The 24,589-nt window shown below is 69.2% G+C and carries 24 protein-coding genes; 1 reads left to right on the forward strand and 23 read right to left on the reverse strand.

All coding sequences use genetic code 11. From position 1 onward, the window contains the following. Positions 1-57 precede the first annotated feature (57 nt). The 20 genes from C5E06_RS09040 to C5E06_RS09135 all read right to left on the reverse strand — a co-directional run bounded on the left by C5E06_RS09040 (position 58) and on the right by C5E06_RS09135 (position 20,720). On the reverse strand, positions 58-321 hold the full coding sequence (locus C5E06_RS09040) for a phosphoribosyl-ATP diphosphatase (RefSeq protein WP_104241260.1): 264 nt from the start codon (positions 319-321) through the stop codon (positions 58-60). A 24-nt stretch (positions 322-345) separates the two neighbouring features. Continuing rightward, positions 346-1,011: a ribulose-phosphate 3-epimerase gene (gene rpe, locus C5E06_RS09045; RefSeq protein WP_104241261.1), complete on the reverse strand. Its 666-nt coding sequence runs from the start codon at positions 1,009-1,011 to the stop codon at positions 346-348. Positions 1,012-1,020: 9 nt separating this feature from the next. Then, positions 1,021-2,514, reverse strand: coding sequence for an RsmB/NOP family class I SAM-dependent RNA methyltransferase (locus C5E06_RS09050; protein WP_104306637.1), 1,494 nt, complete (start codon positions 2,512-2,514; stop codon positions 1,021-1,023). After that, positions 2,511-3,440: a methionyl-tRNA formyltransferase gene (locus C5E06_RS09055; protein WP_104306638.1), complete on the reverse strand. Its 930-nt coding sequence runs from the start codon at positions 3,438-3,440 to the stop codon at positions 2,511-2,513. Before C5E06_RS09055 ends, C5E06_RS09050 begins: the two co-directional genes overlap by 4 nt. A gap of 47 nt (positions 3,441-3,487) precedes the next feature. Next, entirely contained in the window at positions 3,488-5,539 is a 2,052-nt protein-coding gene (locus C5E06_RS09060) for a hypothetical protein (protein WP_104306639.1), read from the reverse strand. A 14-nt stretch (positions 5,540-5,553) separates the two neighbouring features. After that, positions 5,554-6,747 carry a methionine adenosyltransferase gene (metK, locus tag C5E06_RS09065; protein ID WP_104241265.1) on the reverse strand — a complete coding sequence of 398 codons (1,194 nt, stop codon included), beginning with the start codon at positions 6,745-6,747 and terminating at the stop codon, positions 5,554-5,556. Between the two features lie 53 nt (positions 6,748-6,800). Further along, a complete protein-coding gene (gene coaBC, locus C5E06_RS09070) occupies positions 6,801-8,018 on the reverse strand; it encodes a bifunctional phosphopantothenoylcysteine decarboxylase/phosphopantothenate--cysteine ligase CoaBC (RefSeq protein WP_104242053.1) in 1,218 nt (405 codons plus the stop codon). A gap of 73 nt (positions 8,019-8,091) precedes the next feature. Continuing rightward, the gene (gene rpoZ / locus C5E06_RS09075; protein WP_068484449.1) at positions 8,092-8,418 is read right to left on the reverse strand and encodes a DNA-directed RNA polymerase subunit omega; all 327 of its coding nucleotides are present in this window, start codon (positions 8,416-8,418) and stop codon (positions 8,092-8,094) included. Beyond that, entirely contained in the window at positions 8,415-9,314 is a 900-nt protein-coding gene (gene gmk / locus C5E06_RS09080) for a guanylate kinase (protein ID WP_104298784.1), read from the reverse strand. The genes rpoZ and gmk overlap by 4 nt, the downstream gene beginning before the upstream one ends. Further along, positions 9,311-10,189 (reverse strand): orotidine-5'-phosphate decarboxylase, encoded by an 879-nt coding sequence (gene pyrF, locus C5E06_RS09085; RefSeq protein ID WP_104307265.1) that lies wholly within the window; start codon positions 10,187-10,189, stop codon positions 9,311-9,313. The genes gmk and pyrF overlap by 4 nt, the downstream gene beginning before the upstream one ends. Positions 10,190-10,201: 12 nt before the next feature. Then, positions 10,202-13,501, reverse strand: a complete 3,300-nt coding sequence (gene carB, locus C5E06_RS09090) for a carbamoyl-phosphate synthase large subunit (RefSeq protein ID WP_104306640.1) — start codon at positions 13,499-13,501, stop codon at positions 10,202-10,204. Positions 13,502-13,503: 2 nt separating this feature from the next. After that, positions 13,504-14,676 (reverse strand): glutamine-hydrolyzing carbamoyl-phosphate synthase small subunit, encoded by a 1,173-nt coding sequence (gene carA / locus C5E06_RS09095; protein ID WP_104306641.1) that lies wholly within the window; start codon positions 14,674-14,676, stop codon positions 13,504-13,506. Continuing rightward, positions 14,673-15,215 carry a hypothetical protein gene (locus tag C5E06_RS09100; protein ID WP_104241270.1) on the reverse strand — a complete coding sequence of 181 codons (543 nt, stop codon included), beginning with the start codon at positions 15,213-15,215 and terminating at the stop codon, positions 14,673-14,675. Before C5E06_RS09100 ends, carA begins: the two co-directional genes overlap by 4 nt. Continuing rightward, positions 15,215-16,558, reverse strand: coding sequence for a dihydroorotase (locus C5E06_RS09105; RefSeq protein ID WP_104241271.1), 1,344 nt, complete (start codon positions 16,556-16,558; stop codon positions 15,215-15,217). Before C5E06_RS09105 ends, C5E06_RS09100 begins: the two co-directional genes overlap by 1 nt. Before the next feature lie 29 nt (positions 16,559-16,587). Further along, positions 16,588-17,547, reverse strand: a complete 960-nt coding sequence (locus C5E06_RS09110; protein WP_104298781.1) for an aspartate carbamoyltransferase catalytic subunit — start codon at positions 17,545-17,547, stop codon at positions 16,588-16,590. Next, a complete protein-coding gene (pyrR, locus tag C5E06_RS09115) occupies positions 17,544-18,107 on the reverse strand; it encodes a bifunctional pyr operon transcriptional regulator/uracil phosphoribosyltransferase PyrR (RefSeq protein WP_104241273.1) in 564 nt (187 codons plus the stop codon). Before pyrR ends, C5E06_RS09110 begins: the two co-directional genes overlap by 4 nt. 165 nt (positions 18,108-18,272) lie before the next feature. Beyond that, entirely contained in the window at positions 18,273-18,680 is a 408-nt protein-coding gene (nusB, locus tag C5E06_RS09120) for a transcription antitermination factor NusB (protein WP_068484434.1), read from the reverse strand. Beyond that, entirely contained in the window at positions 18,680-19,243 is a 564-nt protein-coding gene (gene efp / locus C5E06_RS09125) for an elongation factor P (protein ID WP_104241274.1), read from the reverse strand. The genes nusB and efp overlap by 1 nt, the downstream gene beginning before the upstream one ends. Before the next feature lie 116 nt (positions 19,244-19,359). After that, entirely contained in the window at positions 19,360-19,827 is a 468-nt protein-coding gene (aroQ, locus tag C5E06_RS09130; RefSeq protein ID WP_104306642.1) for a type II 3-dehydroquinate dehydratase, read from the reverse strand. A gap of 23 nt (positions 19,828-19,850) precedes the next feature. Beyond that, a complete protein-coding gene (locus C5E06_RS09135) occupies positions 19,851-20,720 on the reverse strand; it encodes an HAD family hydrolase (RefSeq protein ID WP_181062921.1) in 870 nt (289 codons plus the stop codon). Between the two features lie 156 nt (positions 20,721-20,876). On the opposite strand from C5E06_RS09135, the gene C5E06_RS09140 reads away from it, so the two are divergent. Then, positions 20,877-21,710 (forward strand): N-acetyltransferase, encoded by an 834-nt coding sequence (locus C5E06_RS09140; protein ID WP_181062922.1) that lies wholly within the window; start codon positions 20,877-20,879, stop codon positions 21,708-21,710. Between the two features lie 18 nt (positions 21,711-21,728). Here C5E06_RS09140 and aroB read toward each other — a convergent pair whose 3' ends face one another. From aroB to aroC, 3 genes are read right to left on the reverse strand one after another with little or no spacing between them, the layout of a single operon-like run. Continuing rightward, complete coding sequence (aroB, locus tag C5E06_RS09145) at positions 21,729-22,811, reverse strand: 3-dehydroquinate synthase (protein ID WP_374953229.1); 1,083 nt, start codon at positions 22,809-22,811, stop codon at positions 21,729-21,731. Beyond that, on the reverse strand, positions 22,804-23,319 hold the full coding sequence (locus C5E06_RS09150; protein ID WP_104241279.1) for a shikimate kinase: 516 nt from the start codon (positions 23,317-23,319) through the stop codon (positions 22,804-22,806). The genes aroB and C5E06_RS09150 overlap by 8 nt, the downstream gene beginning before the upstream one ends. Then, complete coding sequence (aroC, locus tag C5E06_RS09155; RefSeq protein WP_104241280.1) at positions 23,316-24,587, reverse strand: chorismate synthase; 1,272 nt, start codon at positions 24,585-24,587, stop codon at positions 23,316-23,318. The genes C5E06_RS09150 and aroC overlap by 4 nt, the downstream gene beginning before the upstream one ends. Positions 24,588-24,589: the final 2 nt, after the last annotated feature.

Here is a 24,589-nt window from a genome sequence, read left to right on the forward strand (position 1 = left end):
CACCGGCGTCTGCGCACGTCTCGCGCGGGCCGGTCGAGAGCGGAGAGCTCGTGCCTGCTAGAGGTTGCGGTAGACGTCGTCGAGCGTGAGGCCCTTGGCGAGCATGAGGACCTGCAGATGGTAGAGCAGCTGCGAGATCTCCTCAGCCGTCTCCTCGTCGCTCTCGTATTCGGCGGCCATCCAGACCTCAGCGGCCTCCTCGACGATCTTCTTCCCGATCGTATGCACGCCCGCGTCGAACTCTCGGACCGTGCCTGAACCCTCTGGTCGGGAGGCGATCTTCTCGGAGAGCTCTGCGAACAGCGTGTCGAAGGATTTCACAGGCACAGCGTAGTCGCTTGGCGCCTAGTGCGCGTGCCGGGCATCCGCTGCAGCGGCGCGCAGCGCCGCGATCTGCTCACCGGGATCACCGCGGAACACGGCCGATCCGGCGACGAAGGTATCGGCGCCGTTCGCTGCCGCGAGCTCGATCGTGTCGAGCGAGATCCCGCCGTCGACCTGGAGCCAGGTCTCGAGGCCGTGCGACTTCCTGAGCCTGTCGGCCCTCGCCAGCTTCGGCATCATGTCCGCCATGAAGGACTGACCGCCGAAGCCGGGCTCCACGGTCATGATGAGCAGCTGGTCGAAGTGGGGCAGGATCTCCTCGACGGCGCTGAGGGGCGTCGCCGGGTTGATGGCGATGCCAGCGCGCGCGCCTCGCTCCTTCAACCGCTTGGCGAGGGTCACGGGACTCGTCGCGGCCTCCGCATGGAAGGTCACCGAGAACACGCCCATCTCCGCGAACTGGGGAGCCCAGCGGTCCGGGTCCTCGATCATGAGGTGCAGGTCGAGCGGCACGGGGCTGATCTCCTGCAGACGCTCCACCATCGGCTGCCCGAACGTGAGGTTCGGCACGAAGTGGTTGTCCATGACGTCGACGTGGGCCGCATCGGCTGAGGCGATGCGTCCGAGATCTCGCTCGAAGTTGGCGAAGTCGGCGGCCAGGATGCTGGGGTTGATGCGCGCGTTCACGGGGCGATCCTACGGGGTCGGGGTCTCCTGCTGAGCGGGTGCTCGGCGCAGGAGAGCGAGGAACATGGCGTCGGTGCCGTGGCGGTGGGGCCAGAGCTGCACGAGCGTGCCGTCGCCGAGGGGGCGTTCGCCGAGGTCCAGTTCACCGGTCGTCGAGGCGCGGCTCACGATCGCGGCCGCGTCCAGCACCTCAGCGCCAGACAGCCGAACCGCGCGGCGCACGACACCGGTCGTCTCGGCCTGGTGGGGCGAGCAGGTGACGTAGGCCACGATGCCGCCTGGCTTCACGGTGGCGAGCGCCGCCTCGAGCAGCTGCTCCTGCAGCTGGACGAGCTCGCTCACGTCGCTGCTCTGTTTCCGCCAGCGAGCCTCCGGCCTGCGCCGCAGCGCGCCGAGGCCCGTGCAGGGGGCGTCGAGGAGGACTCGATCGAACTCCCCAGGGTGGCTCTCGGCGAATGAGCGTCCGTCCTCGTTGGTGACGGAGACGGGAGCCGCGAGCGGGGCGAGCGCCGTGCGGACGAGCCCGGCGCGAGCCGGCACGAGCTCGTTGGCGGTGAGCTTGGCGCCGAGCTCGGTAGCGCTGGCAGCGAGCAGCGCAGCCTTGCCCCCGGGGCCGGCGCACATGTCGAGCCAGCGCTCGCCGGCGAGGACCGGCGCCGCCTCGAGCAGCGCGAGCGTGACCAGCTGCGAGCCCTCGTCCTGGACGCGTGCCCTGCCCGCCTTGACCTGAGGGACCCAGGACGGGTCGCCAGAGGCGAGCGTCAGCCCGCGAGGCGAGACTCGGCCTGGCCCGAGGAGATCGGGGTTCGTCTCGATGAGCTCGCCGGGCGTGTCGAAGCCGGGGAGGGACACGATGCTGACGGCTGGCGACACATTGTCGGCGGCGAGTGTCGCGGCGAGCTCGTCGCCGCGCTCTTCCGCCGCGAGCGAGTCGCGCAGTGCGCGCACGATCCAGTCCGGATGCGAGTGGCGCACCGCGAGAGCCTGCTCCTCGCTCTGCCCCGTCGCGATCTCGTCGAGCCACTCGTCGAGTCCGGTGCGCGAGATCTTCCGAAGGATGGCGTTGACGAACCCGGAGGCGCCTCGGGACGCGATGCGGGCGGCCTGCTCGACCGACTCGTTGACCGCAGCGTGACTCGGCGTGCGCATACTGAGCAGCTGGTGCGCGCCCAGCCGGAGGACATCGAGGATCGGCGGGTCGATATCGCGGACGTCGCGTCCGGAGGCCTCGGCGATGATCGCGTCGTACGTGCCTCGACGACGCAGCGTGCCGTAGGTCAGCTCGGTCGCAAGGCCCGCATCCGACGGGGAGAGCCGTGCCGCCGAGATCCGGTGCGGAAGCAGGAGGTTGGCGTAGGCGTCGTCCTCGTCGACAGCTCTGAGAACCTCGAACGCCACCTGGCGTGAGCGAGTGACCGAGCGACCGGCGGTCGGCTGATCAGGGCGCCGCCTGCCCTCCGAGGGGCGGTTCCCGCGGCGTCCCCCTGCATCGGCCGGGCTCATGCGAGCACCAGCGTCTCGGCATCGCGCCTGCCGCGGAGCCAGTCTCGCGCTGGCATCGGCTTCTTCCCGGCGGGCTGGACCGTGACGAGCTGGAGGGGCTGCGTGCCCGTGCCGACGAAGACGTCCTGGCCGACGACGGCGAGCTGCCCCGGTGCAAGCGGCGGCACGTCGATGGCCTCGCTCGGGCGTGCGATGCGCAGGATGCGCAACGGCTGTCCGTCGACGTGCGCCACCGCGCCCGGCTCTGGAGTCACGCCGCGGATGTGCGCGTCCACGCTCACGAGCGGAGCCGCCCAGTCGACCGCGGAATCCTGTTTCCGCAGCTTCGCCGCGGTGGTGGGTTCGCCGACCTGCGGTTTGGCGATCAGCGCGTCTTCGCTGATCCCCTGCACCGTCTCCGCGAGGAAGGCCGCTCCCTCCCCCGCGAGGCGCTCGAGGAGCTCCCCCGAGGTCTCGGTCTCGCCGATCGGCGAAGCTTGGGTCGCGAAGACCGGCCCCTCGTCGAGGCCGACCGTCAGCTGGAAGATGGTCATACCCGTCGACGAGTCGCCACGCATGACGGCACGCTGGGCCGGGGCGGCGCCGCGCAGGTCGGGGAGCAGCGAGAAGTGCAGGTTGATCCAGCCGCGCCCGGGCACATCGAGCGTCGCGGCGTCGATGAGCGCCCCGTAGGCGACGATGACGCCGAGCTCGGCATCGAGGCTCGCGAGCTCAGCGGTCACGTCCGGGGACATGCGGTTGCTCTTGATCACCCGAAGGCCGAGCTCCGCCGCGCGGGCCGCCACGGGGGATGGCGTGAGCGCCCTCGCACGACCCACCTTGGCATCGTCGCGCGTGAGGACCGCCGCGATCTCGTGACCGTCGTCCACGAGCGCCTCAAGGCTGGGGACGGCGGTGGATGGGGTGCCGGCGAAGACGAGCCGCATAGCTGGTGCCTCTCGAGGTTGGTGCGAGTGTGGTGCTGGAGCGCGGGTCAGAAGATGCCCGGCGGGTCAAATCGTACGCGCAGGGTCGAGGCGTGCCCGCCGCCGCGACCCGCGACGCGCGGGCGCCGGCTTGTTGCTGCTCGGACGAGCTCGCTCTTCAGCAGCTTCGCCAGCGGGGCGCCGAGCGAGTAGCTGAACTTGAGAACTGCTCGGCTTCCGACCTCCTGGGGCGTCGGTCCGAGGATCTGCATGGCCCCAGCCTGCTTGAGCTCGGCGGAGGCCTCGACGGTCGCGATGGCGTGGCGGACTTCCTCGTCGCTCCCGGAGATGGCGGCGACGCGAATCGCCGGTGGGAAGTGGAGATCGCGCCGCTCCTCGAGCTCGCGCGTCGAGAAGGCTGGCTGCTGCCAGGTGCGGAGCGCGTGCGCTGCCGGATTGTCGGCTCCGACGATGACGACCTTGGCGCCGCCCGACGCCAGCGCCGCGGCGTTCGACCATCCGCGGAGCGCGTCGACGCCAGCGTCGAGGCGCTCCTGAGCGAGCGAGCGCTCCGTGTCGAGCAGGACGATGCCGGCGTAGCCGGAGCTCGGAACCGGCTCGGCGCCGCGCGTTGCCACGACGAGACAGGGGCGGTCGTCGATCGTCACGGTCTCTGAGGCTCCATCGGCCACGACGACACGAGTGCCGGGGAAGGCGCGTCCGAGCTCCTCTGCGGTTCGCTCCGCGCCGAGTGACGTGTTCCGGAGGCGCCGGTCGCCGCACTCGGGGCACTGCCACTCGGGGTGGAGGGCGTCGCACACCCTGCAGGAAGGGGGCGCTCCCGGACGCGAGTACTCGAGGGCTCCGCCGCAGACCGTGCAGCGAGCTGGTGTGCGACACCTGGCGCAGCTGAGGCTCGGGATGTAGCCGGCACGCACGACCTGGAGCAGCACCGGCCCGTGCTCGAGCGCGCGCCTCGCCTCCTGCCAGGCGAGCGCTGGGATGCGCGCGTGCGCCGCCGGCGTCTCCTCGGCGAGAGCCTGGCTGCCCGAGATGACCTTGGGAGCCTCCGGTCGCGCGAGCGGCACCGGAGTGAGCCACCGCATGCCCACGAGGCGGGCGACCTCCAGGCTCGGGGTGTGCGCCGCGAAGATGAGCGTGAGCGACTCGCGCTCAGCGCGGAGCAGGGCGACATCGCGGGTGCTGGCGTATGGCGCGAGCTGCTCGGTGAAGCTCTCGTCGCCGTCGTCCCAGACGAGTACGGCCCCGAGGTTCGAGGCTGGAGCGTAGATGACGCTCCTCGTGCCGACGACGACACCCGGTGTCTCGTCGAGGCAGGCGAGGAACGCCGCGTAGCGGTCAGCGGGCTTGGCGCGGGTGTCGAGTCGGCGGACCCGCCCGGCATCGAGGAACCTGCCGAGCGCGCGGAGGGCCAGCTCGACGTCGCGGTAGTCGGGGACCGCCAGGATGACGGACTGCCCGGCGGCGACGCGAACCGCTGAGATCGCTGCGAGGGCGAGGAGCGAGCGGGGAACTCCCCCGTCGACGCCGACCGGGGCGTCGACCGCGAACCTCGCCGCCGGACCCCGTCCGAGCAGTTCGGCTGCCTCTGCCCCGTACATGGGAACGAGCGTCGCCTCCGGGGCATCGCGGACCTCGTCCGCTGTGGACGCGGTCTCGTCGGCATCGCTCGACGGCGCGTCCTCGCCGCCAAGAGCTCCGGCCGTCGCTGGAGCTGCCTGGGCGCGTGCCTCCAGCCACCGCTGCTCGACGCGCACGGACCTCGCCGGGATGGCGAGGCGCAGCACGTCCGCCGCGCATCCGGCCTGCCGGTCGGCGACGGCCCGGGCGAGGCCGGCGATCTCGGGCGTGAGTACCCTGGCAGTCGAGACGAGCTCGATGATCGGCGCGAGCTTGCCCGTGTACTCGGCGACTCGCTCGACGGCCACGACGAACCCCTGCAACTGGCGGTTCGAGGTGCGAAGCGGAACCGCAACCCGCATTCCGACGCCGATGCTCCCGCGCAGCTCGACGGGGATCTCGTACTCGAGCTCCCGGTCGAGTTGCGGAAGCGGGGAGGCGACGACGACGCGCGCGACCCTCGGCAGGGTGTCGTCCACAGCTGGCTCTGCGATCAGAGACCAGCGGCTCGGCGGAGCTCCTCGGCCCGGTCGGTGCGCTCCCACGTGAAGTCGGGCAGCTCGCGACCGAAGTGGCCGTAGGCGGAGGTCTGGGCGTAGATCGGGCGACGCAGGTCGAGGTCCTCGACGAGCGCACCTGGGCGGAGATCGAACGTCGAGAGGATCGCCTCGATGATCGTGGCGTCCGCCACCGTGCCGGTGCCGAAGCTCTCGACGTAGAGGCCGACCGGCTCAGCCTTGCCGATGGCGTACGCGATCTGCACTTCGAGGCGATCGGCGAGTCCAGCCGCGACGGCGTTCTTCGCCACCCATCGCATGGCGTACGCGGCCGAGCGGTCGACCTTCGAGGGGTCCTTGCCGCTGAAGGCGCCGCCACCGTGGCGCGCCATGCCGCCGTACGTGTCGACGATGATCTTGCGTCCGGTCAGGCCAGCGTCGGCGCGGGGCCCTCCGTCGATGAAGCTGCCTGACGGGTTGACGAGGAAGGTGGGCTCGGCGTCAGCGAAGCCGTTGCGCTCCAGTACCGGGCGGACGACGTGCCTGATGACGTCTTCGCGGATCTGCGCCTGCTCGAGACCAGGGTCGTGCTGCGTGGAGACCACGACGGTCTCGATGGAGCGGGGCACGCTCCCCTCGTAGCCGACGGTGACCTGCGTCTTGCCGTCTGGGCGCAGGTAGGCGACCTCGCCGGACTTCCGGACGGCCGCGAGCTGCTGCGCGAGCTGGTGCGCGAGGTGGATCGGCAACGGCATGAGGGCTTCGGTCTCTCGGGTCGCGTAGCCGAACATGATGCCCTGGTCTCCCGCGCCCTGCTTGGCGATCGCGTCTTCCGAGCTCTCGGAGCGGTGCTCCAACGAGGTCGTCACGCCCTCGCCGATCTCGGGAGACTGCTCTCCGACCGAGATCGAGACGCCGCACGAGGAGCCGTCGAAGCCGACGTCGCTCGACGTGTAGCCGATCTCGCTGATGGTGCGTCGGACGATGCCGGCGATGTCGGAGTACGCCTTGGTCGTGACCTCACCGGCGACGTGCACCTGGCCCGTCGTCACGAGCGTCTCGACGGCGACGCGGGACGCCGGGTCCTGGGTCAGGAGGTCGTCGAGGATGCGGTCGGAGATCTGGTCGCAGATCTTGTCGGGGTGACCCTCGGTGACCGACTCAGAGGTGAACAGGCGAAGAGAAGACAAGAAGAACCCCTTGCGGTGAGTGTTGCGGCTGCTGGTTGGCGACGCCGGCGTGACTAGACGTTGGCGAGCAGGTCCAGGATGACATCGGCCACCGACATCTTGTCGCCAGTGTGACGCGAGACAACGTCGCCAGACGCTGCGAGGATGAAGACCGAGTTGTCGTCCGACTGGAAGCCGAGGCTCCAGCCGACCCTGTTGACGACGAGGTAGTCGCATCCCTTCCTCGCGATCTTGGCCCGACCGAGCTCGAGGAGCGCAGCGTCGTCGGTCTCGGTCTCGGCCGCGAAGCCGATGATGACCTGATCGGCACCACGTGACGCGGACAGATCCTGCAGGATGTCGGGATTGCGGGTGAAGGTGAGCGTCAGCTCCTCGCCCGCCTGCTCCTTCTTGATCTTGCCCTCGGCGACGGTCAGTGGCCGGTAGTCCGCGACCGCCGCGGCCATGATGACGACATCGTGACGTGGGGCGATCTCGGCGCAGGCCTGCGCCAGCTGCTGCGCGCTCGAGACGGTGACGAGCTTGACCCCGTCGGGTGGCCGGACCTCCGCGTTGGCGGCGACGAGGGTGACCTCAGCGCCACGCGCGAGGGCACGCTCAGCGAGAGCGAAGCCCTGCCTCCCGCTCGATCGGTTGCCGATGAACCGCACGGGGTCGAGCGGCTCGCGGGTGCCTCCTGCAGTGATGAGGACGCGCCTCCCGCGGAGGTCGCTCACCAGTTCCGCCTCGCGGCGGCGTCGACGTTCGCCGCGTCCGGCGCTCAGGATCGTCGCAACGATCTCGGAGGGCTCCGCCAGGCGACCTGGCCCGGAGTCGTTGCCGGTCAGCTGTCCGTCGGCCGGACCGACGAGCACCACTCCACGTGCGTCGAGACGGGCCGCGTTGGCCTGCGTCGCCGGGTTGAGCCACATCTCCGTGTGCATGGCTGGCGCGAGGATGAGCGGGGCCGTCGACGCCAGGATCGTCGTGCCGAGCAGATCGTCGGAGAGACCGGCGGCGATCTTCGCCATGGAGTTCGCGGTCGTCGGCACGACGGCGATGACATCAGCCTGCTGGCCGAGCGCGACGTGCCGAACCTCCGCGACGTCGTCGAAGACGTCGGTTCGAACGGGATTGCGCGAGATGGCCTCGAACGTCGGACGGCCCACGAACCGCAGCGCGGACTCCGTGGGCACGACGTCGACGTGATGGCCGAGGAGAACGAGATCGCGGATGACCTGCACCGCCTTGTAGGCGGCGATGCCGCCCGTCACGCCGATGACGACGCGCATCGGCTGCCCGTCAGACGCATCGGTCTGGTGGGCGGCAGCCGGATGCGCGCCAGCGATCTCGCTCACGGTCGTGCTAGGCCTGCGGTGCGTCGTCTTCGAAGTTGATCTCGTCGTCGAAGACGATGACGTCGTCCGGCGTCTCGAGCGGACGCGCCTCGACCATGACGATCTTCTGCTCGTTGATCTCGTGCAGCGCGATCGAGAGCGGCTTGTCGTCGATCGAGGAGTCGATCAGCGGGCCGACGTTCTGGTAGATCGCACCGTCGTGCAGGTCGGAGTAGTAGTCGTTGATCTGACGCGCGCGACGCGATGCGAAGATGACCAGCTGGTACTTGTTGTCGACGCGCTGCAGCAGCTCGTCCATGGGCGGGTCAATGATGCCCTTGGGCTTCTCAATCATGCGTGCTCCTTGTTCAGTCCCAGATGTTCGACTACGCGTGCCGCAGCCTCAGGCACGGAGTCGTTGACGACCAGTGCATCGAACTCGTCCTGGGCGGCGAGTTCGATCTTCGCGGTTTCGAGGCGCCGAGCCTGTTCTTCGGGTGATTCCGTGCCGCGCCCCACGAGGCGCCGCACGAGCTCGTCCCAGCTCGGAGGCAACAAAAATACCAGTCTAGCCTCAGGCATGCGCGATCTGACCTGTCTGGCGCCCTGAATGTCGATTTCGAGGAGGACGGACCGGCCGGAGGAGATGGCTTCGTCGATGGGGCCGCGCGGAGTGCCGTACCTGAAGGCGTTGTGGACGGTCGCGTACTCGAGCAGCTGCTCCTGATCGACGAGCCGGTCGAAGCCGGCGTCGTCGGTGAAGTGGTAGTTGACGCCGTCGACCTCGCCGGGCCGGGGCGAGCGGGTCGTGGCGGAGACGGAGAGCTCCACTTCTGGGTAGTGCTCGCGGATGTAGTTGGCGACCGTGCCCTTGCCGACTGCCGTGGGGCCAGCCAGGACCACGAGGCGATTCCCGGTGCTCTGCGCACCGAGTCGTTCCTCCAGGAAGGCGCGGAGGCGGATGCGCTGGTTGCGGCCGAGCCCACCGAGGCGCTTGGACGGCGAGATGGCCAGCTCCTCGAGGATGCGGGCCTGCTTGGTGGCTCCGATGTGCGGGATGCTCAGCAGGAACTGGGTCACGCGCAGCGAGTGCTCGGCTGCGTGTTCCGGGGACTGGCTCGCGTCGAGCACCGAGATGGGGCTGCGAGCTCCGGTGGCGAGCGCTCGCTTGACCTCGGCCCGGGCCTGGCGGGCGAGGACCGCGGCCCTGGAAGCGGCGACGCGGTCGACGGGGGGTGGCACCTGGGTCATGAGAGGGCGTTCTCCAGCTCTGCGGTCTGCTGGTCGATGGCGCCGGCGATGCCATCGGGTCCTGCAGCCAGGACGCTCCGGGAGACGTTCACGATGAGTGATTCGGTGGCTGCACCGAACGTACTTCTGATCTGCGCGAACTCGGCCCCCTGGTGGCCGAAGCCCGGAGCGAGGATCGGGGTACGGGGTGCGCCGCCGAGGGCGGGGAGGTCGACGCCGAGGGTGTCGAAGTCGACGGTGCCGCCGAGGACGACCCCGACCGAGCCGAGGTCACCGCTCGCGTGCTGCGCGTTCCAGGCGACCGCACGACTTGCGATGCCTCCCGCGACGGTCTCACCGCGCTGCGTTCCACGATCACGGCGAGCCGTCTGGATCGAGGTCGACTCTGGGTTCGACGTCGCAGCGAGCACGAACAGCCCCTTGCCGAGCCGCTCGGCGAGCTCGAGCGCCGCGGCGAGCGAGTCGAAGCCCTGGTAGGGGTTCACCGTCATCGCGTCGGCCTCGAGCGGAGACCCCGCTTCGAGCCAGGCCTTCGCGTAGGCCTCGAGGGTCGTGCCGACGTCGCCGCGCTTGACGTCGGCGATCACGAGCAGGCCCGCGTCCCGAGCCGCCGCGAGGACGGACTCGAGCGCCGAGAACCCCGCAGAGCCGTAGCGCTCGAAGAAGGCGATTTGCGGTTTGACGACGCCGACGCGCCCGGCAGCGGCCTCGACGACGCGAAGGCCGAACTCCTCGGCTCCGGTCGCGGTGTCGGGCAGCCCCCACGAGGCGAGCAGGAACTCATGCGGATCGATGCCGACGCAGAGTCGGCCCCGCTCCTCCACGGCGTGCTGGAGTCGCGGGCCGAACCCGCCCACTCCAGCACGCGACGCCATCGCTGCAGTCAACTAGCTTTCCCCCCTCTGGGTGTTGTACTCCTGCAGGCTCGTGACGGTGAATCCGCTGCGGAGAGCAGAGAGGGAGCCGACGGCGGCGGAGAGCTCCGAGATCGTCGTGAAGATCGGCAGGTCGGCGGAAACCGCAGCCATGCGGATCTCGTAGCCATCGGCTCGAGACGCCCGGCCGGATGGGGTGTTGATGACCATGTCGACCTCTCCCCCGTGGATCATGTCCACGATGTTGCGGTCCTGGCCCGGCGTCGTTCCATCCGGAGAGTCCGGGGTGAACTTGCCGACGACCTTCGCCGAGATGCCGTGGCGGGCGAGGACCGCTGCGGTGCCCTCGGTGGCGGCGATCGAGAACCCGAGTTCCACGAACTTCGCGACGGGCAGGACGATGGCGCGCTTGTCGCGGTCGGAGACGGACACGAAGACCGTGCCCGACTTCGGGAGGCCACCGTAGGCGGCGAGCTGGCTCTTCGCGAAGGCGGTCGGGAAGTCCGTGTCGATGCCCATGACCTCGCCGGTCGAGCGCATCTCCGGGGAGAGCAGCGAGTCGACGATGCGGCCGTCCTTCGTACGGAAGCGCTTGAACGGGAGCACTGCTTCCTTCACCGCGACGGGACTCGACGCAGGCTGGTGCGTGCCGTCCTGCTCGCGCAGGAGGCCTTCCGCCTTGAGCTCCGCGATGCTCACGCCGGTCATGACGCGTGCGGCGGCCTTGGCGAGCTGGGTTCCAAGCGCCTTGGAGACGAAGGGCACGGTCCGGGAGGCACGCGGGTTGGCCTCGAGCACGTAGAGCTTTCCTCCGGAGAGGGCGAACTGGACGTTGAGCAGGCCGCGCACCCCGACGCCCTCCGCGATGGCCAGTGTCGCGTCGCGGACGTTGTTGAGGACGGCGCTCGAGAGCGTGACGGGAGGCAGCGTGCAGGCCGAGTCGCCCGAGTGGATGCCCGCCTCCTCGATGTGCTCCATGATGCCGCCGATGTACAGCTCGTCGCCGTCGAACAGCGCGTCGACGTCGATCTCGGTCGCCTCGTCGAGGAAGCGGTCGACGAGCAGCGGGTGGGCGGGGCCGACGATCGCCTGGCCCTCGATGCGGGAGAAGTAGTCACGCATCTGCTCGGCGTCGTAGACGATCTCCATGCCTCGGCCACCCAGGACGAAGCTCGGGCGGACGAGGACCGGGTAGCCGATGCCGGTGGCCACTTCGAGCGCGCCGTCGAGGTCGGTCGCTGTGCCGTTCTCCGGGGAGATCAGGCCAGCGCGGTCGAGGACACCCGAGAACAGGCCGCGTTCCTCCGCGAGGTCGATGGCGGCGGGGCTGGTGCCGAGGATCGGCACGCCAGCGGCCTCGAGGCCCTTCGCGAGGCCGAGTGCCGTCTGACCGCCGAGCTGCACGACGACGCCGAGCAGCTCGCCTGCTCCGCGCTCGACCTCGACGATCTCCAGCACGTCCTCGAGCGTGAGCGGCTCGAAGTACAGCCGGTCGCTCGTGTCGTAGTCGGTCGAGACCGTCTCCGGGTTGCAGTTGATCATGATGGTCTCGAAGCCGGCGTCCGAGAGTGCAAACGACGCGTGCACACACGAGTAGTCGAACTCGATGCCCTGGCCGATCCGGTTCGGGCCGGAGCCGAGGATGATGACCTTCCGACGGTCGCTCGGGGTGACCTCCGACTCCTGGTCGTAGCTGGAGTAGTGGTACGGCGTGAACGCGGGGAACTCGCCGGCGCACGTGTCGACCGTCTTGAAGACCGGGCGCACGCCGAAGTTGTGGCGGATGGCGCGGACCTCGTCCTCGCTGAGCCCGCGAAGCTCGGCGATCTGCGCGTCCGAGAACCCGTGTCGCTTGGCGTTGCGGAGGAGCCGCGCGTCGACGACGTCGGCGGAGGCGATCTGATCGGCCACCTCGTTGATGAGCACGATCTGGTCGATGAACCAGGGGTCGATCGCCGTGGACTCGAAGACCTGCTCCGGCGTCGCACCCTTCCAGAGCGCGCGCTGGACGTTGACGATTCGGCCGTCGGTCGGGACCTTGATGATCTCGAGCAGTTCCTCGACCGAAGCCTCGTCGGCAGCCCAGGTGAAGGAGGACCCTCGCTTCTCCAGCGACCGCAGCGCCTTCTGCAGCGCCGTCGAGAAGTTGCGGCCGATGGCCATGGCCTCGCCGACCGACTTCATGGTCGTCGTCAGCGTCGTGTCGGCGGCGGGGAACTTCTCGAAGTTGAAGCGCGGCACCTTGACGACCACGTAGTCGAGCGTCGGCTCGAAGCTGGCGGGCGTCACCTTCGTGATGTCGTTCGGGATCTCGTCGAGGCGGTAGCCGATCGCCAGCTTGGCGGCGATCTTCGCGATCGGGAAGCCCGTGGCCTTCGAGGCGAGCGCCGACGAGCGGGAGACGCGCGGGTTCATCTCGATGACGATGATGCGGCCGTTGGAGGGGTCGATGGCGAACTGGATGTTGCATCCGCCCGTGTCGACGCCGACGAGGCGGATGATCGCGATACCGATGTCGCGAAGGCGCTGGTACTCGCGGTCGGTGAGCGTGAGGGCCGGGGCGACCGTGATGGAGTCGCCCGTGTGAACGCCCACGGGGTCGACGTTCTCGATGGAGCAGACGACGACCGTGTTGTCGGCAGTGTCTCGCATGAGCTCGAGCTCGTATTCCTTCCAGCCGAGGATCGACTCCTCGAGGAGCACCTCGCCGGTCGGGCTCGACTGGACTCCGTCGGCGACGAAGCGGATCAGGTCCTCTTCGTTGTAGGCGAAGCCCGAACCGAGGCCGCCCATCGTGAAGGACGGCCGCACGACGAGCGGGTAGCCGAGGTCCTCGGCGAAGCCGATGGCCTGCTCGACGCTCGTCGCGATGTGCGAGCGCGCGACCTCTGCGCCGGCCTCGATGACGAGGTCCTTGAAGATCTGGCGGTCCTCGCCGCGGCGGATGGCCTCGACCTTGGCGCCGATGAGCTCGACGCCGTGGCGCTCGAGGATGCCCTGCTCGTGGAGGGCGATGGCGGCGTTGAGCGCCGTCTGTCCGCCGAGGGTGGGGAGGATCGCGTCGGGGCGTTCCTTGATGATGATCGACTCGATGATGTCGGGGGTGATCGGCTCGACGTAGGTGGCGTCTGCGAAGTCCGGGTCGGTCATGATCGTCGCGGGGTTCGAGTTCACGAGGATGACGCGGACGCCCTCCTCGCGGAGCACTCGGCAGGCCTGCGTGCCCGAGTAGTCGAACTCGGCAGCCTGGCCGATGACGATGGGGCCGGAGCCGATGACGAGGACGCTTGAGATATCTGAGCGCTTTGGCATGCTTACGCGTTCTCCTGGCCGTTGGTGTGGGTGGATGGGGAGGCGAGGTGCTCGAGCACCATCTCCCTGAACTGGTCGAAGAGCGGCGCGGAGTCATGGGGGCCCGCCGCCGCCTCTGGGTGGAACTGCACGCTGAACGCCGGGATGTCGAGGCAGCGGAGGCCTTCGACGACCTGGTCGTTCAGTCCGATGTGGCTCACCTGGGCGCGCCCGAAGCCTGCTGGCGTCTCGACGGGCCCGTCGAGGGGCGCCTGGACCGCGAAGCCGTGGTTCTGCGCGGTGATCTCGATGCGTCCCGAGAACGTGTCGACGACGGGCTGGTTGATGCCGCGGTGCCCGAAGGGGAGCTTGTAGGTGTCGAACCCGAGTGCGCGGCCGAGCAGCTGGTTGCCGAAGCAGATGCCGAAGAAGGGCGTCCCGTCGCGGAGGACGTTGCGGAGCAGCTCGACGTGGGCCTCGCTCGAGGCAGGGTCTCCCGGTCCGTTCGAGTAGAAGACGGCGGTCGGTGCGAGCTCGCGGAGCTGCTCGATCGTCGTGGCGTGCGGGAGCACGTGCACGTCGAAGCCGCGTTCGGCGAGCGCCTTGATCGTCGCGGTCTTGATGCCGAGGTCGATGATCGCGACGGATCCGATGCGCTCGGCTCCCGTGGAGGGGTGCACGACGGCCTCCGGCGTGGAGACGAGGTCGCTGAGGTTGCGTCCCGCCATGGTCGGCTGGGAGCGTACCTTCTCGAGCAGGGTGTCGTCGTCGGCCGCGGCCGCGTCTCCCGAGAAGATGCCGCCCCGCATCGAGCCTTCGCTGCGGATGCGGCGCGTGAGCGCCCGCGTGTCGACACCGGAGATGCCGACGATGCTGGTCGACGTCAGCGCGTTCTCGAGGGTGTCCTCAGCGCGCCAGTTGGAGACGACGCGGGAGGGGTCGCGCACGACGTAGCCGTCGACCCAGATCTGGCGCGACTCCATGTCTTCGTCGTTGACGCCGGTGTTGCCGATGTGCGGGGCCGTCTGCACGACGATCTGGCCCGCGTAGCTCGGGTCGGTCAGGGTCTCCTGGTAGCCGGTCATGCCTGTCGAGAAGACGACCTCGCCAAGCCTCTCGCCGACGGCGCCGTAGGCGTCGCCCTCGTATCGCGTGCCGTCCTCCAGAACGAGCACGGCGGGAATTGGTGGCGTCATGAGGACTCCTCGGTCGTGGGGGCTGGTGTCAGCTGCAGCGAGTGCAGCGCGGTCTTGAGCTGTTCGCGCGCAGTGGCGTCGACAACTCGGAGTGAAGTCTCGACGCTCACGCGCGGGTTCGCGTGCTCGTCGGCGGGCAGGAGCCAGCGGATGATCGTGAGGCCGCCGTTCTCGACCACGCGGTCGATCGTCACGGTGCCGTCGATCGTCGCCTCGATGTCTCCCGCTGGGATGAAGAAGGCGCGTTCTCCGGCGATCCGGACGACTGGCCCCTCACGGAGCACGGTGACCTCCGCTCGTCCTCGGAAGCCGAGCGGGGGCACGACGATCCGGTCAAGCGCATCGCCAGTGCGGCTTGTCGAGACGTAGTGGACGTCGTGCCAGTGTCCGAGCGGCTGCTGGGTCGAGTGCGGCGCCTCGAGGGGCGACGAGATTCCGGCCTGCCCTCGCACGCGGCGTCGCCAGCCGAGCCACATGAGCACGACGATGATGAGGAAGGCGACGATCGTCAGTGTCGCTGGGAGTACGCGATCGTCCATCAGGCGAGGTCCTTCGCTCTGGCCTTGGCGGCGTCAGCGGCACCCTCGGCGGACAGCAGCGCGCCATCGTCCAAGGTGCGTGTGCCCCGGTAGACCGTGTGCACGACCCGGCCGGGCAGCGGCATGCCGAGGAAGGGCGAGTTGATGCTCTTCCCGCCGAGCGAGTCCGTCGTGAAGTCGGCGGTGGGAGCGGGGTCGTAGAAGACGAGGTTGGCGAGCTCGCCGGCCGCGACGGGGCGGCCTGAGATGGCATCGCCGCCGATTCGGGCTGGGGTCTCCGACATGATCCGGGCGACGTCCGCCCACGTGAGCGCGCCGGTGTCGACCATGGTGTGCTGCACGACGCGCAGGGCTGACTCGAGGCCCACCATGCCCATCGCAGCCTGATCCCACTCGGTCTCCTTGGCGTCAACCGGGTGCGGTGCGTGGTCGGTTGCGACGATGTCGATCGTGCCGTCGGCGAGCGCCTCGCGCACGGCGATCACGTCATCCTGGGTGCGCAGCGGCGGGTTGACCTTGAACCTCGCGTCGTAGCCGCGGACGAGCTCCTCGGTCAGCAGGAGGTGGTGAGGCGTGACCTCCGCAGTGATGTCGATGCCTCGCGACTTGGCCCAGCGGACGACGTCGACGCCCTCCCTGGTCGAGACGTGGCAGACGTGGAGGCGCGACCCGACGTGGTCGGCGAGGAGCGCGTCGCGCGCGATGATCGACGATTCGGCGACGGCGGGCCACCCGCCGAGACCGAGCTCTGCGGAGAGGGCGCCCTCGTTCATCTGCGCGCCGGCCGTGAGGCGCGGGTCCTGCGCGTGCTGTGCGACGACGCCGCCGAAGGCCTTCACGTATTCGAGTGCGCGGCGCATGATCAGGGGGTCGAAGACGCACTTGCCGTCATCCGAGAACACCCGGACCTCGGCGTTCGACTGAGCCATCGCCCCGATCTCCGAGAGCTGCTCTCCCCCGAGCCCGACCGTGACGGCGCCGATCGGTCGCACGTCGGCGTAGCCGGCGGATCGGCCGAGCGCCGCTACCGCCTCGACGACGCCGGCGGTGTCCTGCACCGGTGAGGTGTTCGCCATTGCGAACACCGTCGTGTAGCCGCCGAAGGCCGCTGCGCGTGTGCCGGTCAGGACGGTCTCGCTCGACTCGAAGCCCGGCTCGCGCAGGTGGGTGTGGAGGTCGACGAGCCCGGGGAGCAGGACGAGTCCCTCGACATCGATCACGCTCTCCACGCTCTCGACGCCGATCGTGCCGGCCGGCGCGACCTCGGTGATCGTCGTCCCGCTGACGAGGACGTCGACGGGGTCGACGCCAAGCAGCTGGGCGCCTCGGTACAGCGTGGTCATGGTGCCTCTCTCGTTTCCTTGGCCCTGGTTCACGAGCCGCTCCCCGCACGTTCGCCTGAGCAGAGCACGTAGAGCGCTGCCATGCGGACGGCGACGCCGTTCGCGACCTGCTCGAGCACTGTCGACTGCGGTGAGTCGGCGGCGATGGAGGATATCTCCAGGCCTCGGTTCATCGGGCCCGGATGCATGACCATCGTAGTCTCGGGCAGGCCTCGGAAGCGGGCCTCGCCGAGGCCCCAGTTCTTCGCGTACTCCCTGGTGTTCGGGAAGAACGCGTCGTGCATCCGCTCAGCCTGGATGCGCAGGAGCATGACCGCGGTGGGTTTGGTCGCGAGCGCGCCGTCGAGGTCGCTCGTGATGGTCGCTGGCCAGGCCTCCGTGCGGACCGGGACGAGCGTCGGGGGTCCGACGAGCGTGACCTCGGCGCCGAGCGTGGTCAGGAGCCAGACATTCGACCTGGCGACACGGGAGTGCAGGATGTCGCCGACGATCACGACGTGGCAGCCGTCGAGGCCCTTGCCGCGTGCCGCAGCGCGCCCGTGGACACGTCGGCGCAGCGTGAAGGCGTCGAGCAGGGCCTGCGTCGGATGCTCGTGCATGCCGTCGCCGGCGTTGAGGATGGGGGCGTCGATCCAGTCGCGCTCGGCCAGCAGCTGCGGGGCCCCGCTCGAGGGGTGCCGGATGACGACGGCGTCGGCGCCGATGGCCTTGAGGGTCTGGGCCGTGTCCTTGAGCGATTCTCCCTTCGAGACGCTCGAGCCCTTGGCCCCGAAGTTGATGACGTCGGCGGACAGGCGCTTCTCGGCTGCCTCGAAGGAGATCCGCGTGCGCGTCGAGTCCTCGTAGAACAGGTTGACGACGGTGATACCGCGCAGGGCGGGGAGCTTCTTCACCTCGCGGTCGCCGACGTCGGACATGTCCTCGGCCATGTCGAGGAGCATGATGGCGTCGTCGCGCGACATGCCCTTCGTGGAGAGCAGGTGCTTCATGCGCGAGCTCCGTCCGTGATGACCACGCGGTCGCCGCCGTCGAGCTCGGTGAGCTCCACGCCGATTCGCTCGCTCCGTGCGGATGGCAGGTTCTTGCCCACGTAGTCGGCGCGGATGGGCAGCTCCCGGTGGCCTCGGTCGACGAGCACGGCCAGCTGCACCGCGCGCGGGCGGCCGGTGTCGCTCAGCGCGTCGAGCGCAGCGCGCACGGTCCGACCCGAGAAGAGCACGTCGTCGACGAGCACGATCGTCTTGCCGTCGATGCCGCCGACGGGGATGTGCGTCGGCTGCGAGACGCGAGCCGGGCCCCTCCGCAGGTCATCGCGGTACATCGTGACGTCGAGAGCACCGGCGATATCGCCGGCTTCGACGTGGGTTCCGTTCGAGGCCTCGAAGCCAGCGATGAGGCTGGCGAGGCGCTTCGCGAGGGGAACTCCGCGGCTCGGGATGCCGAGCAGGAGCAGGTCCTTCGACCCGCGGTTCTGCTCGAGGATCTGGTGCGCGATGCGCACGAGGGCTCTGTGAACGTCGTCGTGATTCAGCACGGTTCGCTGGGACACGTCGACCTCCTTCCCCGCCTCACTGGACGGTGTTAAAGGATGTCTGGACTGGAGCCGCCGGGACTGCAGGCGAGCTGCAGGGGATCCGGTCGGCCGGAACCCGACTGGGGCCTGGGCCTCCACCGCTCTCGCGGCATCGACCCAGGCCACCAGCCTAGCACCGGGCTACTGCTCGCTGATGCGGCCGAGCACTCCGTGGATGAACTTGCCCGAGGCATCCGTCGAGTACTCGCCAGCTGCGCTGACCGCCTCGGTGATGGCGACCGCAGCGGGGATCTCGTCGTTGTACTTGAGCTCCCAGATGGCGACCCTGAGGATCGACCTGTCGAGGGCCGGCATGCGCTCGAGCGTCCAGTCGCGGGCCGTCTCGACGATGTAGCCGTCGATCTCGTCGGCGTGCTCGATGACGCCGAGCACGATCTCCCTGGCGTAGCGCCAGCTCGCGGCGCGGTCGGGCTCATCTGCTGCCCGTTCTGCTTCCTGTCCGAGGAGCTCCGGAATCGGGGTCCCCCGCACATCCGATGCGAACAGGATGTCCATGGCGCGCTTGCGCGCCTTCGTGCGCGCGCTCACTAGTCGTTGACGCGGCCCAGGTAGTCGCCCGTGCGGGTGTCGATCTTGACCTTGGTGCCGGCGTTCAGGAAGAGCGGGACCTGGATCTCGGCACCCGTCTCGACGGTCGCAGGCTTGGTGCCGGCGTTCGAGCGGTCGCCCTGGAGGCCCGGCTCCGTGTACGTGATCTCGAGGACCACGGACGGCGGGAGCTCGATGTAGAGCGGCTCGCCCTCGTTCAGCGCGATCTGGACGCTCTGCTGCTCGAGCATGTACTTCGCGGCGTCGCCGACGATCTTCTCGTCGAGCGTGATCTGGTCGTAGTCGCTCTGGTCCATGAAGACGTAGCCGTCTCCGTCGCGGTAGAGGTACTGGAAGTCACGCCGGTCGACGGTCGCGGTCTCGATCTTGGCGCCAGCGTTGAACGTGCGGTCGACGGTCTTGCCGCTGACGACCTGCTTGAGCTTGGTGCGCACGAACGCACCGCCCTTGCCGGGCTTCACGTGCTGGAAGTCGATGACCTGCCAGAGCTGTTTCTCGATGAGGAGTACAACGCCGTTCTTGATGTCTGCCGTAGTTGCCATGGAAGTTTCTCCGTGTCCATCCCGCGGTGCTGCGGGATTCTTCAGTTATTGGCACCTGGTTGAGGTACGCGCGAGCTGTCGGCGCGAGGCGTTTGCCCCAGCGGCCCCGGAGAAGTCTAGTGCAGGGTCTCTGGAGAGGGCCTCGTCGCCTCGCTCATCGCCCGAATGGCCTCGAGCGCGGCGAGGTACGAACCTGCGCCGAGCCCTGCGACGACGCCGGTCGCGACCGGCGAGATGACACTCGTGTGACGGAAGACCTCACGAGCATGGGGGTTCGAGAGGTGCACCTCGATGAGCGGGGTGCCGGTCTCCGTCACGATGGAGACCGCATCGCGCAACGCGATCGAGTAGTGCGTGAGGGCTGCGGGATTCAGGATGACCGGGGTGCGTGCGTCGGCCGCCTCGTGCAGCCACTCGACGAGCTGCCCCTCGAAGTTCGACTGGCGGGCATCGATCTCGACGCCGCTCCCCGCTCGCTCGCGGAGGAGTTCGATGATGTCGTCCAGGGTCTGGGTGCCGTAGGTCTTGGGCTCGCGGGTGCCGAGCCGGTTGAGGTTCGGGCCGCCGAGGACGAGGATGCGCATGCCGGCCAGTCTAGCGATCGGCCTCAGGCGTACGCGGCGGTCGGCGCCACCGATGCGTCTGCGGTGATCAGGCCGTTGCTGACGAACGCGTTCCACACCCCGTTGTCGTCGACGCCCGTCGTGACCTGGTCAGCGTGGGCCTTGATGGCGTCCGGGGCGTTGCCCATGGCGATGCCGATGCCCGTGACCTGGAGCATCTCGACGTCGTTGATGCTGTCGCCGATGCCGATCGTGTCAGCCGGGTCCAGATCCAGGATCCCGCAGACCTCGAGAATCGCGCTCCCCTTGTTGACGCCGAGCTGCAGGAGCTCCCCGCTTTGGGGACCGAGAACCGGCACGGTGGCGTTGATGACGTCGAAGCGCCCCGCGAACGCGGCGCGGATCTCGGCGATCGACGTGGCCGCGCTCAGGAAGCACATCTTGCCGATGTCGTCGCGCAGCACATCGCCTCCATCGTCGAAGAACTTCTCGAACTGCAGCTCGCCGTCAGACTCGACGCGGTTCGAGTCGGCGACCTCGGCCGCGAGGAGTTGGCGCAGATGCGCGCGGAACCCCGGGCTGGCGACGACGGCGGCGTCGCTCTGCACGTAGAAGTCGATGCCGGCGCCCGTGAAGAAGTCGATGGCGAACGCGGCGTCCTCGAGGGACATGGTCCGCGAGACGCGGGTCTCGCCGTCGAGCCAGACGAAGCTCCCGCCGGCGCTCACGATCCCATCGAAGCCGAGGTCGAGGATCTGCGGGTAGATCTCGCCGCGGGACCGGCCGGTGCAGATGAAGAGCAGGTGTCCCGCGTCCCGGGCTCGGGACACGGCTTCGACGGTCGAGGGCTGGATGTGCTCCCGCTCGTCGATGAGCGTGCCGTCGATGTCGAGGAAGACGATGCGCCTGGTCAACTGTGGATCCTCTTGCTCGATGGATGCGGTCACTGCGTCTGCGTCCCGCGCGAGCGAGGCATGCCGTCAGGTCCGCCGTCCAGGCTAGACGATGTCGCGAGCGGTCCCGGCCGAGCATGCTGGCGCGGCTGCTCGCCTGCCCGTAGCCTCGAATCCATGACCGCGGAACCTGGACCAGCCACCGAGGAGCCGGCGCTGCTGCCGACGGTCGGGCAGGCCACCTCCGCGCTGATGGCGAGCTGGCCCGCTCTGGATGAGCGGCGAATCGGCGGATGGCGCCTCGGATTCGCAGAGGGATTCACGAGGCGCGCGAACAGCGTGTGGATGCTCGGCCCCGCCGGGGAGACGCAGCTCGCGCTCGGCGCCGTCGAGGAGGCATACCGCGTTCGTGGCCTCCCCAGCCAGTTCCTCGCGACGGGGTCGGCGGATCCCCGCGACGTCGCCGCCCTCGAGGCGTTCGGCTACTCCCCCACGCTGACGGGCAGGATCCTCTGCCGCTCGCTTCGCGGTGGAGAACCGGCAGCTCTCGAGGGCGAGTCGGGCGGCGGCGAGTCGACCGGCGACCTCGTCGCGGTCACGCAGGCTGGTCCCGAACTCCCCCCGGACTGGCTCGACGCCTGGCTCAGCTGGAGCGACCGCAGACTGGCGCGCGACCGGCGCCTCGCCCCGCGCATCCTCAGCTCAGGAGGGTCGAGCTTCCTCGGCGTCCGGCAGGAGAGAACGCTTGTGGCGCTCGCTCGGGTCACCGTGGTCGACGGCACCGGGGTCATCGACTGCCTGGTCACCCAGAGCGCACACCGAGGGCGAGGCCACGGTCGGCTGCTCCTGCGCCATGCCCAGCAGGAAGCGGCTCAGCGCGGTGCGACCTCCTGCCTCGCGATGGTGGTCGAGAGCAACGCCGTCTCCCGGCGGCTGTTCCACCGAGCAGGCTTCACGGCGCTGAGCTCGTTCACCTACCTGCAGGCGCCGGAGCGCGTGAGCTGCTGCTGACCGGCGGCCGGCGCAGACCTAGCTCGCGATCTCCTGGTACGCGGCGAACAGCAGGCTCTCGTCCGGCGCCTGCATGATCGTGGGACGGCCGAGCCCGTCGAGCACGACGAAGCGCAGCATGGCTCCGCGAGCCTTCTTGTCCCGACGCATCGTCGCGAGGAGCGTCTTCCAGCGGCCTGCCGGGTAGCTCGTGGGCAGGCCGAGCAATTCGAGGATGGACTTGTGTCGATCCGCCGTGGCGTCGTCGAGGCGCCCCGAGAGGCGGGCCAGCTCGGCGACGAACGCCATGCCGATGGAGATGGCGGCGCCATGACGCCATTGGTACCGTTCCGCGTTCTCGATGGCGTGGCCGAGCGTGTGCCCGTAGTTGAGGATCTCGCGCAGGCCCTGCTCGGTGAAGTCCTCGCCGACGACCCTCGCCTTGACGCGGATCGCGAGCTCGAGCACCCGCAGGAACTCGGGCGTGGTCGGGTCGGTCGCGCGCTCCGGGTCGCGCTCGATGATGTCGAGGATCTCGGGCTCGGCGATGAAGCCGGCCTTCACGACCTCGGCGAAGCCGGCCAGCAGCTCGTTGCGAGGGAGTCCGGCCAGGATCTCCGGGTCGATGACGACCCCCGCCGGCGGGTGGAAGGAGCCGACGAGGTTCTTGCCCTCGTTGGTGTTGAGGCCCGTCTTGCCGCCGATGGCCGCGTCGACCATGGCGAGCACCGTCGTCGGCATGTGCACGACCTTGACACCCCGGAGCCACGTCGCGGCGATGAAGCCGCCGATGTCGCTCGTCGCTCCCCCGCCGATCGTGATGACCGCGTCGGACCTCGTGAAGTCGGCCTGGCCCAGGATCTGCCAGCAGAACGCCGCGACCTCGATGCGCTTCGCTCCCTCGGCATCCGGGATCTCCGCGATGAGCACCTGGTTGACCTCGCCGACAAGCTGCTCGCGCACCCGCTCGGCGACATCCGCCAGGTGGGGCGCGTGCACGATCAGGACCTTGGCGACGCCCTCCCCGAGGAGGCCGGGGATGACCGCAGCCGCCTCGCGGAACTGACCAGCCCCGATGATGATGTCGCCGTGGGCGCCGGGAACCTCGATGATCTCAGGCAACGTCGCTTGGTCCTTCCTTGGTCTGCTGCTCCAGCCACTCCGCGATGTCTTCGACGACGCGGACCATGGGCCGGAATGAAGTGTCGAACGTCGCATCCGCGAGACGTTCGTAGGTCTCGCGGCGTGCTTCGTAGATCTGGGTCCAGCTCTCGATGCCCGTGATGAGCGGGCGCTTCGCGTTGCCGGTGATGCGCTCGGCGATAGCGGCGGGAGTCGCCGTCAGGAGGATGACGGTGTGCCCGCCGAGGCGGGACTGGGTCTGCGCATCCATCACGGCACCACCACCGAGCGACAGGACCTCGGTGGTCTCGAGGTGCTCGGCGATGACGTCCCGCTCGAGACGCCGGAACTCGGCCTCCCCGTGCTCGACGAAGATTTCGGGGATCGCGCCGTGGCGCGCGACGATCACCTTGTCGGTGTCGACGTAGCTCACGTCCAGCACCTTGGCCAGGCGTCGGCCCGCCCTCGACTTGCCCGCGGCAGGCGGGCCGATGAGCACGACGCTCATACGCGCCACTCGCTGAGCGAGTCCCCCATCGGCGTCTCGTCGACGGGACCGGCCTGCAGCTCGGCCTCGGAGACGGACTCGCTCGACGTGCGCAGCAGCGGCGGGATGCTCGCGAGGTAGCTCTCGATGTTCCGCTTCGTCTCGCCGACGGAGTCGCCCCCGAACTTCTCGAGGATGGAGTCGGCGATCGTGAGGGCCACCATCGCCTCGACGACGACACCGGACGCTGGGACCGCGCAGACGTCGGAGCGCTGGTGGTGCGCAGCCGCATCCGCGCCCGTCGCCACGTCGACGGTGTGGAGGGCCTTCGGGACGGTCGCGATCGGCTTCATGCCGGCCCGGACTCGGAGCACCGTGCCGGTCGCCATGCCGCCCTCGATGCCACCCGCACGGTCGCTTGAGCGCACGATGGAGCCGTCGCGGACGTACAGCGGGTCGTGCGCCGCGGTGCCTGGACGACGTGTGGTCTCGAAGCCGTCGCCGACCTCAACCCCCTTGATCGCCTGAACGCTCATGAGCGCCTTCGCGAGTCGCGCGTCGAGGCGGCGATCCCAGTGCACGTAGGAGCCGATGCCTGGCGGCAGGCCCCAGACGAGCACCTCGGTCACGCCGCCGAGCGTGTCGCCGCTCTTGCGGACCTCATCGATGAGGGCGACTGCAGCAGCGGAGGTCTCCTCGTCGAACACGCGAACCGGATCCGCGTCGATGGCGGCCAGGTCGCCGTAGGCGGGCAGCGGCGCGTCCTCCGGCACACGGACCGTCCCGATGGCGAGCGTGTGGCTCAACGTCGTGATCCCGAGCTCCGAGAGGAAGCGCTTCGCGATCGCGCCGAGCGCGACACGCGCCGCCGTCTCGCGTGCACTCGCGCGCTCGAGGACCGGGCGCGCCTCGTCGAAGCCGTGCTTCTGCATGCCGATGAGGTCGGCGTGCCCCGGTCGCGGGCGCGTGAGCTTCGCACCGCGTCCCGTGTCGAACACAGCCGCGTCGACCGGCTCGGGGCTCATGACCTCGACCCACTTGGGCCACTCGGTGTTGCCGATGCGGATGCCGATCGGCGACCCCATCGTGAAACCGTGCCTGACGCCGGCGGACAGCGTGAGCTCGTCCTGCTCGAACTTCATTCGTGCGCCTCTGCCGTGGCCGAGCTTTCGGCGGGCGAGGTCGGTGCGGAGATCGTCGAGGGAAAGCGGGACGCCAGCTGGGAGTCCCTCGAGGATCGCAAGGAGTTCTGGGCCGTGGGATTCCCCGGCCGTGAGCCATCGAAGCATTG

The sequence above is a fragment of the Pseudoclavibacter sp. RFBI5 genome, assembly GCF_002931395.1.
Taxonomy (GTDB): Bacteria; Actinomycetota; Actinomycetes; order Actinomycetales; family Microbacteriaceae; genus Pseudoclavibacter.

What these genes read in the sequence shown, in the direction of transcription:
- gmk (WP_104298784.1), bottom strand. Translation starts at nt 9,314, where the DNA reads ATGACCCAGGTGCCACCCCCCGTCGACCGCGTCGCCGCTTCCAGGGCC.
- C5E06_RS09150 (WP_104241279.1), bottom strand. Translation starts at nt 23,319, where the DNA reads ATGAGCGTCGTGCTCATCGGCCCGCCTGCCGCGGGCAAGTCGAGGGCG.
- C5E06_RS09140 (WP_181062922.1), top strand. Translation starts at nt 20,877, where the DNA reads ATGACCGCGGAACCTGGACCAGCCACCGAGGAGCCGGCGCTGCTGCCG.
- efp (WP_104241274.1), bottom strand. Translation starts at nt 19,243, where the DNA reads ATGGCAACTACGGCAGACATCAAGAACGGCGTTGTACTCCTCATCGAG.
- C5E06_RS09105 (WP_104241271.1), bottom strand. Translation starts at nt 16,558, where the DNA reads ATGACCACGCTGTACCGAGGCGCCCAGCTGCTTGGCGTCGACCCCGTC.
- coaBC (WP_104242053.1), bottom strand. Translation starts at nt 8,018, where the DNA reads ATGCGCGTCGTCATCGGCGTGACGGGCGGCATCGCCGCCTACAAGGCG.
- carB (WP_104306640.1), bottom strand. Translation starts at nt 13,501, where the DNA reads ATGCCAAAGCGCTCAGATATCTCAAGCGTCCTCGTCATCGGCTCCGGC.
- aroC (WP_104241280.1), bottom strand. Translation starts at nt 24,587, where the DNA reads ATGCTTCGATGGCTCACGGCCGGGGAATCCCACGGCCCAGAACTCCTT.
- carA (WP_104306641.1), bottom strand. Translation starts at nt 14,676, where the DNA reads ATGACGCCACCAATTCCCGCCGTGCTCGTTCTGGAGGACGGCACGCGA.
- C5E06_RS09055 (WP_104306638.1), bottom strand. Translation starts at nt 3,440, where the DNA reads ATGCGGCTCGTCTTCGCCGGCACCCCATCCACCGCCGTCCCCAGCCTT.
- pyrF (WP_104307265.1), bottom strand. Translation starts at nt 10,189, where the DNA reads ATGGCGTCGCGTGCTGGAGTGGGCGGGTTCGGCCCGCGACTCCAGCAC.
- C5E06_RS09100 (WP_104241270.1), bottom strand. Translation starts at nt 15,215, where the DNA reads ATGGACGATCGCGTACTCCCAGCGACACTGACGATCGTCGCCTTCCTC.
- aroQ (WP_104306642.1), bottom strand. Translation starts at nt 19,827, where the DNA reads ATGCGCATCCTCGTCCTCGGCGGCCCGAACCTCAACCGGCTCGGCACC.
- C5E06_RS09110 (WP_104298781.1), bottom strand. Translation starts at nt 17,547, where the DNA reads ATGAAGCACCTGCTCTCCACGAAGGGCATGTCGCGCGACGACGCCATC.
- C5E06_RS09050 (WP_104306637.1), bottom strand. Translation starts at nt 2,514, where the DNA reads ATGAGCCCGGCCGATGCAGGGGGACGCCGCGGGAACCGCCCCTCGGAG.
- rpoZ (WP_068484449.1), bottom strand. Translation starts at nt 8,418, where the DNA reads ATGATTGAGAAGCCCAAGGGCATCATTGACCCGCCCATGGACGAGCTG.